This is a genomic window from uncultured Legionella sp., assembly GCF_937871865.1.
Lineage (GTDB): Bacteria > Pseudomonadota > Gammaproteobacteria > Legionellales > Legionellaceae > Legionella.
The window spans coordinates 1-9,129 of the sequence record NZ_CALMPD010000094.1 but is presented as its reverse complement, the minus strand read 5'-3'; the positions used below and the strand labels follow the sequence as shown (position 1 = coordinate 9,129).

Genomic DNA, 9,129 nt, shown 5'->3' with positions numbered 1-9,129 from the left:
AACAAAAAAGATAATCACCGTAAACGTGATACAGCAACAAATAAAAATGCTGACAGCAGAAGATTTAGTACAACTAAAACTGGATCTGAATGGCGGTAAAAATCAACCGATTGCCCCAGAGTTTCTTTTTATTAGTCAATTACGTAGCAGTCTTTGGATAGTAAGAGCAATACGCGGGTTATATGGCAATTCATCGACAAAAAGTGAAATTAACACCTTGATTGATCAAGCAGAACCAAAGCCATCGCCAGATAACACACATAGTTTCTTTGCGACAAAAACCACCCTGAACAAGATAATCGAATCACCGATTCAGGAACAAGACGAAACAGCGAGACTCCAAAACAAGTAACCAATCACTAGGGAATTGCTAAAGTTAAGTTGTTGCAGCCCGTATTACGCTATGCTCTGAGTAATCCTGGCATTTTTTTACACACCATATTTTATTCTTTATTAATCCACTATGCTCTTAATTATGTCGTTCCCGCGCAGGCGGAACCATTTTTCAAGTTACGTCCTTACTTTGTCTGAAGAATGGATTCTCGCCTGCGCGGGAACGACATAATTGAGGTCAGTTTGTTTGATAACATACCATTGGTTGATTGTGCACAAATATTCCAGAATTCATCAGGGCTTCACCTAATACGGGCTACGAAACAACATGAAATCCCTTAGTCAGTATCCACAACGGTTAAAAAGGCAGTTCCAGCTCAGCATTAATTAATTGAATTTGCTCTTTAAACGCGCATTGAATCTGTAAAAGATGCTCAAGATCACTCGCTTCAAAACGAGCCACCAGACAGGGAGTTGTATTGGACGCACGCAATAACCCCCAGCCATCAGCAAACTCTACTCTTAAACCATCGAGAGTAAGAACCCGTGCTTCGGGAAAATCGGCCCGCTCGCTAAACTGCTGCATAAAAATAAATTTTTCCTCATCTGCTATGGCAATCTTTATTTCTGGAGTGTTAATGCTGTTAGGAATCAATTTAAATTGTTCACTTACCGTTAATTCAGATGAGCTAATAATTTCCAACAAACGACAGGCACTATACAGTGCATCATCAAATCCATACCAACGATCTTTAAAAAACAAATGGCCGCTCATTTCACCAGCAAGAGCAGCCTTCTCTTCTCTCATAATCGCTTTAACAATTGAATGACCTGTAGGACACATTTTAGCGATACCGCCAGCCTCATGAATCACGCGTTCAAGATGTGAAGAACATTTCACATCATACACTATGGTCGCCCCTGGAACACGGTTTAATAATTCACGGGAAAAGAGCATCATTAAGCGATCAGGCCAGATCATCTCCCCCTTATCAGTGATTAAACCTACACGATCCGCATCACCATCAAAAGCCAAACCAATATCTGCTTGGTGTAATGCAACCGCGGCCTTTAAATCGACTAAATTACTTTCAATAGTTGGATCTGGATGATGGTTGGGAAAATGACCATCCACATCACAATACAATGGAATAACCTCGCAGCCTAATTGTGCAATAACCGCAGGAATTATTGGTCCTGCAATCCCATTACCGCAATCGACGACCACTTTTAAAGGGCGATGCAATTGAATATCGCTTAAAACACGTTGGGTATAATGGGGCATTATATCAAGTTTGGTTTCAGTACCACACCCGGTTATCCGTTTCCCTTCAGCCACCAAATCGTACAGAATATCAATATTAGTCTGAGTTAAAGTTTTTCCTGCCAGAACCATTTTAATGCCATTATATTCAGCAGGATTATGGCTCCCTGTAACCATCAAACCACAGTCTAGCTCCTGAGTATGTGTCGCATAATACATGACTGGTGTGGCAACTGCCCCCAAATCAACAACATCGATACCACTCTCTAACAATCCTGTTTTTAATGCCAGCGCCAGACTAGGACTCGTTAACCGACCATCTTGCGCCAGATAGATTTGATGTCGATTCAGCAACTGTAAATAACAGGCTATGGCCAACCCAATAGTATAGAACGAATCCTCATCCAGTTCCTGACCTATTATTCCTCTAATGTCATAAGCCCGAAAAACAGAACGCATGATTTGTTTTTGCTGATAAGCCATCTAGTGTCTCCCGGAACTGCCAAAACCACCCTCTCCTCTACTGGTTTCTGTAAAAGCAGTTACGACTTCAAATGCAGCCTGAACAACAGGAACAAAAACCAACTGAGCGATACGTTCACCGGGATTAACCGTAAACGCTTCGTTACTTCTATTCCAGCAAGAAATCTTTAACTCGCCCTGATAATCAGAATCAATTAAACCAACCAGATTCCCTAAAACGATACCATTTTTATGCCCCAAACCAGAACGAGGCAGAATAACAGCAGCCAATTTAGGATCAGCAATATAAATAGAAAGTCCCGTAGGTAATAATACGGTTTCCTGCGGAGCAATCTGAATTGCTTCAGAAAGACACACTCTTAAATCTAACCCCGCTGAACCACCGGTTGCATAAGTTGGCAGCGGAATAGAATCACCGATTCGTTCATCCAGAATTTTTAATTGTATTACTTGTTGCATAGCACTTCCCCGTAGGCGGTTTTAATGAGAGGCATTTTGCAGAGTTGCCGCCAGGATTGCAATAATTTGTCCTGCCAAACGCGTTTTATTGGATAATGAAAGTTCGACTTGATTGCTTTTTGTGATCACACTCACCTGATTTTCATCGCATTCAAATCCAAGCCCTTTACCCACCCGATTGGCAATAATCATATCCAGCTTCTTCTGGTTCAATTTTTCCGTTGCATAAGCAAGCACATCACTGGTTTCCGCAGCAAACCCTACAACGTAGGATGCCTTACCGCTTGCAGCAACGGTACTTAAAATATCAGTGTTTTTAATTAAATGAATGTTCAGTTCGTTATGTTCTTTTTTCTTCATTTTATCCACTGACGGGGATTGCACTCGGAAATCAGCAACCGCTGCAGCACCTATAAAGATGCACCCATTTTGTACCGCATGCTCTACGGCCTCCAGCATCTCCTGGGCAGATTCGACCCTGATGACCTCAATAACGCCAGAAGCACACAAAGTGCTTGGCCCCGTAATCAAGGTAACCTGTGCTCCGGCCATAGCCGCTGCTTCTGCCAGGGCAAAGCCCATCTTTCCTGAACTGTAATTGCTCAAATAACGCACCGGATCGATCGCTTCACGGGTAGGGCCGGCAGTAATGACTATTTTTTTACCAGATAGGATCTGGTGCACATCATGCAAACGCAAAGCACTTATCACTTGCTCTGATTCACTAACCCGGCCAAGTCCATGTTCTCCACAAGCCTGCATTCCTTCTTCAGGCCCTACAAAAATAACCCCCCGTTCCAGCAAGAGCTCATAATTGGCTTTAGTCGCAGGATGGGCCCACATACTGCGGTTCATCGCAGGACAAACAAGCACTGGAGTTTCAGCAACCAGATATAAAGTAGACAATAAATCATCAGCAATGCCTTGCGCCATTTTAGCCAGACAATTAGCCGATGCCGGTGCAATTAAGAAATAATCAGCCCATCGTGCCAATTCAATATGTCCCATAGCATGTTCTGATTGCATATCAAATAAATCAACACGCACTTCGTTTCCCGATAAAGCCTGCATCAACAACGGGCTAATAAACTGTTGGGCAGATTGAGTCATCACCACACGAACATCGGCACCAAGCCGGGTTAACTCTCTCACCAGATAAGCTGATTTATAAGCAGCAATACCACCACAAACACCCAGAAGAATTTTTTTATCAATAAAATCTTGCATGACTCACCATTTTTGATAAGAATACCCTCGATCAAAGCATAAACTTTGCAATAATGGAATTAAAAAGGAAGACATAATGACGGTTGTCCAACCAACTCGACGGTTCGATCTGCGCGAAAAACTACTTAATGATGGCGCTCAAAGCTTATCTGATACAGAATTACTCGCAGTATTTATCAGCTCAGGAAGTAAAAAGAAATCCTGTCTGCAATTAGCATTTGACCTCATCAAGCAGCACGGTGATTTACGTGCCGTTCTTAATGCTAATCCCAAAAGTTTTAAACAAGTATCCGGAATAGGAGAAGTCCGCTACCTGCAATTACAGGCAGTAAAAGAAATATGCAGGCGCAGCGATTTTATTCAGTTACAAAAAGAAACACAGATAACCAATAGCAAGCAAACCTATGCCTACTTAAAAAAAAGACTACGAGATTATAAAAATGAAACCTTTGCAGCCTTATATCTCGACAATCAACATCGAATTATTGCCTATGAAGAATTATTTTCTGGCACAATAAATTCAGCCACCGTACACCCCCGCCCAATAATTGAGCGTGTTCTGCAACTCAATGCCGCGGCATTAATTCTCGCCCACAACCATCCATCAGGGGTATCAGACGCAAGTCATCAGGATCTGGCAGTAACCCAACGCATTAAAGATGCTCTTGAGCTAGTTGATGCAAGGCTGCTTGATCACATTGTCATTGGTGATAATGAAGTGTATTCCATCATTGCTGAAAGCAAATGGATCTGTAATTGAGCGCTTAATAACCAGGATACTGCTTCAATAAATCAGGAATCTCGCTCGCTGTGCTGCGAATGCCGTATTTACCTGGCTTATTGGCATACCACTAAGAAATGGATTAAACAAATGTCCCAACTATTCGTCCCTGATTTTATCAAAAACCGAACGCTTCAATTACTGCTTGTTTTGAGTACCCTGTTTGACTTGTTGCTTTCAGGCAGCTTAAAACACATCCTCGTAATGCTGGGTTTACCCTATGTAACATCCGTGGCCCTCTATTACCTTATTGGTTCTAAAAAAAGAGCAATCAAACCAAGAATAAGTGAGCAATACAGACCAATAAGCAATCAAAAATGACGCGCTCTCATTTATTCTGCAGGCTGGCGATCAGCGCCAGCCTACATTCTAACTATCCATTGCAAGTTCTCGGGATTGTGCCTGATATTCTTGCGATGGAGTGAGCAAAGAGGTTAAATCTCTGGAGCACCAGCGTAAGGCGACACTCAATGCCTGGGGCTCTTTAGCATGATGAAAAGACCACTGTGCATGTTCTAACAAAAGGCTTCCGGCATAAACCTGAGTCAGACAAAAGGCATAATTACGAGCGCAAATCTGTTGCTCCTCATCTCCCATCAATGCCATATCTGTACTGTATTGTTTCAGCTGATTTACCGCACCTAATATTCTGGTTTTAGAGTGCTGAAGTACCGGCAAGTCAATTGAATTTAAACGCGCCACAATATCGTTGATAAAAGGTTCCAGAGCATTTTCTTTTCGAATCGCACGCAATACATCAAGGCTCAAGACATTAGTCGTTCCTTCCCATATAGCCAATACCTGTGCATCACGTAATAAATGAGGAAGCCCTGTATCCTCAACATACCCCGCACCTCCAAAGGCCTCAAGTGCCTCACTAACCACAGCAATAGCTTGCTTTGCCGTATAAAGCTTGGCCAAAGGAGTCAATAATCGAAGCACTGCAGATTCAGCAGCGCTTGCCTCTCCTGTTTCCTCTTTCCCTAATAGTTCAACCGCGTGAAATACCAAATGAAAAGCCGCCTCAAACTCGACTTGAAGATTTGCCAAAGTTTCCAGATGTAAACCATGTTCGGCCAGGGCACGCCCAAAAACTTTTCGTTTTACAGCATAATCACGCGCCAAAGCAATTGCTCTGCGCATATAACCCACGGCACAACAGGCATTATAAATACGCGTAATATTAAATAAAGATGAGATTTTCTTGACCCCATCCCCTGGTTGACCAACCAAAGTGGCAACAGAGCCGTCTAAAGTGAGCTCTGCGGTAGGAAGGGCATGCGTCCCTAACTTATCTTTCAAGCGATTGATACGAATACCATTCAAAACACCATCAGCAGCACGCAATTCCAGATGAAACAAACTCAGCCCTCTACTGCCTTCTGGCGCTCCCTCAATTCTGGCCAGAGTCATTGCCATTTGTGAGGTGGTTGCGGAGGTAAACCATTTAGTGCCAGAAAGTCGGAATTTTAAGCCGTCAGCTCTGGCAGTGGTTGAAGTACCACTCACATCAGAACCTCCTGTGCGTTCAGTCATCCATTGCCCAGATGTCCAAAACTGTTCCGGGTCTGCTGAGATCAGGTGTTTTAATGCATTTTGTTTAAGGGATTCATCTCCATATAGTTCCAAAGCGCGAGCAGCCCCATCCGTCATCGCCAATGGACAGGTATAGATTGCTGATGAGGGATGAAACAGATAGAGTTTGGCAAATTGATAAATACGCGATAATGCACCGTAGTGCCGCTCATAGCCAATAGCGACCAATTTCTCCTGAGCCGAGATGCGGTCAAGTTCTTTCCAGGCGTTGGACGTTTCTATAAAATCAATGCGCCGACCCCATGGATCATAGGGGATATGACGTGGAGGAGTTAACTCGGCCTCTCTCCCCAGATGATAAATATCCTCAATCACTCGCTGCCCCATCCGTTGCAAATCAGGGCGAATTTCAGCAAGCATGGCTTGCGGTACTTTCCATTCAAGATAACGTCTAAGGACTCTGTCCTCGTCAAATTGATTTCCCAAGCCAGGAGGTGTCTGATAAAAATCACTCATTTAATGATATCCCTATGATCACGATTAAATACAGTTTTTATAGTAGCAATGAATGAGCCGCTGTCAAAGCGGTGAAGAGATGAAAAACCTGGTTCATCAAGTAGGCAGACTTGATGGAACAAAGTGCAATCAAGGATTGGACACTCGCCCTCATTTAATGCCAAAAATAGAAGCAAAAGCTTACAGGACTAGCGGTATGATGTATAATTGCTCGCCTTAGCTATTTATCTTATCGACCTAACTCTATTTAAATTTAAAATTATGGATCATCTGAACAATCTCGCAGCAGTATATATCGTAAAACCCGAGTTTCGTACTGAGCTCATTGAAGAGCTGAGGGATAACAGCCAGATCATTGAGGATTTAGTACTTTCCCCTACCAAAAGAACTGATGTTTGTTTTGCGCAAGACATTTGGCTGGAACCTGTGGTCGTAAGCTTTCAATCAATCTCTGAAGCCGTCAAAATCCTTCGACAAGCGGGAAAATTCTGGTATTTACATCCGATAAGTCAGGTAAGGCGCTCTCGCTTAATTGAAGAACAATTACGTAAATACCCCTCTTTGAGCCGTTCTTTTCCTGTTGATGCAGAAATTCCCAGCATCGGGGCTTTTTGTCTTCTGGATCAAAACACGATGATTTATAGCGCCAAGCGCTTAAAACAATGGCCTCAAGGAATATGTCAATTCATTGAAGACAAAGTTAATCCACCCAATAGGGCTTATCTCAAGTTATGGGAAGCGTTGTTTCTTCTGGGACATTATCCCCAAAAAGGCCAGACTGCTCTGGATTTAGGAGCATCACCAGGCGGATGGACGTATGTCATGCAATCCTTTGGCACCAAAGTAACTGCCGTTGATAAAGCAAAACTTGATGAGAAAATTGCCGGGCTTCCTGGGGTGCATTGCTTACAACAAAGTGCTTTTGCTCTAGAACCATCAACGTTAGAACACAGTTACGATTGGGTCTTGTCCGATGTCGCATGCTACCCTGACCGAGCATATACCCTTATTAAAAAATGGATAGAATCAGGCAAAGCCAAACAAATGATTTTCACAATCAAACTGCAGGGAAAAACCAATTTAGCCGCCCTGAAACAATTTCAGGACATTCCCAATTCACGCGCCCTCAATTTGTTTTACAACAAACATGAAGCGACTTTTTTCTACCCGGCCATACCATCCCCAACGCAGTGAGTAATCTCGTATGCGTCATGACTTTGGATGAGTGGCTTTTCTGCAGAGCAAAAGAAACGGCAGTATCATTTCCAAGCCAATACGACACACTCATAGGGCACGCTTCTTTATTTGCCTAGCAAAACAGCTCATAAATAATGGGCTATCTTGCTGAGGCTCATTCAGAACTTCGTCTAATACAGGCTTGCTGATAAGGCACCTGGAACTTTAAATTCGAGGGCTAAAATCAATAACAGCGTGGTCAACTACTAATGCTGAACTAAGCTCCTTCTGGATTAATGTCAGATCTTTATGACTCACTTTATAGCTAACGACTAATGAACAATCAACCTCAACAACTTTGCCATCTGTTTTAATATGTCCTGCGGGGCTTCGTTGTATTGAAACATCACAGCGCACAGGAAGCTTTTCATGAAACAGCATTTCGAGAGTCCGTATAGCTTCTGTCTCAATAGTTTCCGCTGAAAGATTCCAATCTCCAGTAAAGACAAATGAACCATAACGTTCATTTCTCTGAATATTACTGGTAAGTGCGTGGGCTAGATAGTTCATAACGAGCTTAAGTGCCTCTTGAGGTTTATCATGAGGTAAATGAAGATTCGTTAATGGGGTCTTTAAACCAGGTAAGACAAACGTTGTTTTGCGTGTATTCATATCGCATAACTCACCTGCATAAACAGTATCCAATTTACGTAAATCAGGAAAAAAGTGCGAGTTAACTATTGTTAATATTCCCCAATCAGTTGCATTTAACTGTACTTTGAAGTGAGAGGGTAAGTATTCTTCCAACCAATCCGTCATATATTTTTGCTCAGTCGGACATACCGGTGCTTCTTGTAAGAAAATCATGGCAAAATTTGGATCTTTCTTAACACATTCAGCTATATTTTGAGCTATTCTTTCTATTCTTAAAAGATACTCTGCCTTCGTTTCATTTGCCGAGTAGGCATTGTTATATCGCCTTTTTGTCTCATTGTATTGTCCTCTCATCATGATGTTCCAAGTGAGGACACTTATTCTCTTATAATCCTTAGTATGGTAATGCGAGCGCCATGGCACAAGATAGGGGGTGATGCTGTTTTTATTATGCATCGCAAACTGCAGCACAAATGGAGCATGATCTGAAAGTTCAGGAGTGCGAAGCGAGTTGTATTGACGTGTTGGTGTCAGCGCACTAGTTAAGCGTCTAAAGCCACCATGGGGTAACATGAGTTGAGTATTTGCGGGCTGAAGCTTGAATAAAGTATAGCGAAACATATCAATTCCTAAAGATTCTTAACTGATTTTTTTCAATTAGTAGTCAGATAGATAAAACCATAGAAAAAGTGACCTCAAT

General features: G+C 42.4%; 8 protein-coding genes and 1 pseudogene. 4 read left to right on the top strand and 5 right to left on the bottom strand.

Translation table 11 applies throughout. From position 1 onward, the window contains the following. Window positions 1–352: pseudogene (locus Q0495_RS05545) on the top strand (hypothetical protein); the annotation flags it as partial. Window positions 353–691: 339 nt separating this feature from the next. Here Q0495_RS05545 and Q0495_RS05540 read toward each other — a convergent pair. From Q0495_RS05540 to coaBC, 3 genes are read right to left on the bottom strand one after another with little or no spacing between them, the layout of a single operon-like run. Then, on the bottom strand, window positions 692–2,080 hold the full coding sequence (locus Q0495_RS05540; RefSeq protein WP_298623957.1) for a phosphomannomutase/phosphoglucomutase: 1,389 nt from the start codon (window positions 2,078–2,080) through the stop codon (window positions 692–694). After that, entirely contained in the window at window positions 2,081–2,539 is a 459-nt protein-coding gene (dut, locus tag Q0495_RS05535; protein WP_298623955.1) for a dUTP diphosphatase, read from the bottom strand. A gap of 21 nt (window positions 2,540–2,560) precedes the next feature. Beyond that, window positions 2,561–3,766, bottom strand: a complete 1,206-nt coding sequence (coaBC, locus tag Q0495_RS05530; RefSeq protein ID WP_298623953.1) for a bifunctional phosphopantothenoylcysteine decarboxylase/phosphopantothenate--cysteine ligase CoaBC — start codon at window positions 3,764–3,766, stop codon at window positions 2,561–2,563. 76 nt (window positions 3,767–3,842) lie between these two features. On the opposite strand from coaBC, the gene radC reads away from it, so the two are divergent. Both radC and Q0495_RS05520 read left to right on the top strand, forming a co-directional pair. Continuing rightward, window positions 3,843–4,526, top strand: a complete 684-nt coding sequence (gene radC, locus Q0495_RS05525; RefSeq protein WP_298623951.1) for a DNA repair protein RadC — start codon at window positions 3,843–3,845, stop codon at window positions 4,524–4,526. Window positions 4,527–4,637: 111 nt separating this feature from the next. Further along, window positions 4,638–4,868: a hypothetical protein gene (locus Q0495_RS05520; RefSeq protein ID WP_298623949.1), complete on the top strand. Its 231-nt coding sequence runs from the start codon at window positions 4,638–4,640 to the stop codon at window positions 4,866–4,868. A 48-nt stretch (window positions 4,869–4,916) separates the two neighbouring features. Here the strand turns inward: Q0495_RS05520 and Q0495_RS05515 are convergent, their stop codons facing one another. Continuing rightward, the gene (locus tag Q0495_RS05515; protein ID WP_298623947.1) at window positions 4,917–6,599 is read right to left on the bottom strand and encodes an acyl-CoA dehydrogenase family protein; all 1,683 of its coding nucleotides are present in this window, start codon (window positions 6,597–6,599) and stop codon (window positions 4,917–4,919) included. Window positions 6,600–6,860: 261 nt separating this feature from the next. Here Q0495_RS05515 and Q0495_RS05510 point away from each other — a divergent pair, with 261 nt between their 5' ends. Beyond that, window positions 6,861–7,793: an SAM-dependent methyltransferase gene (locus Q0495_RS05510; RefSeq protein ID WP_298623959.1), complete on the top strand. Its 933-nt coding sequence runs from the start codon at window positions 6,861–6,863 to the stop codon at window positions 7,791–7,793. Between the two features lie 207 nt (window positions 7,794–8,000). On the opposite strand, the gene Q0495_RS05505 is transcribed toward Q0495_RS05510, so the two are convergent. Further along, complete coding sequence (locus tag Q0495_RS05505) at window positions 8,001–9,050, bottom strand: hypothetical protein (RefSeq protein WP_298623945.1); 1,050 nt, start codon at window positions 9,048–9,050, stop codon at window positions 8,001–8,003. Between the last annotated feature and the right edge of the window lie 79 nt (window positions 9,051–9,129).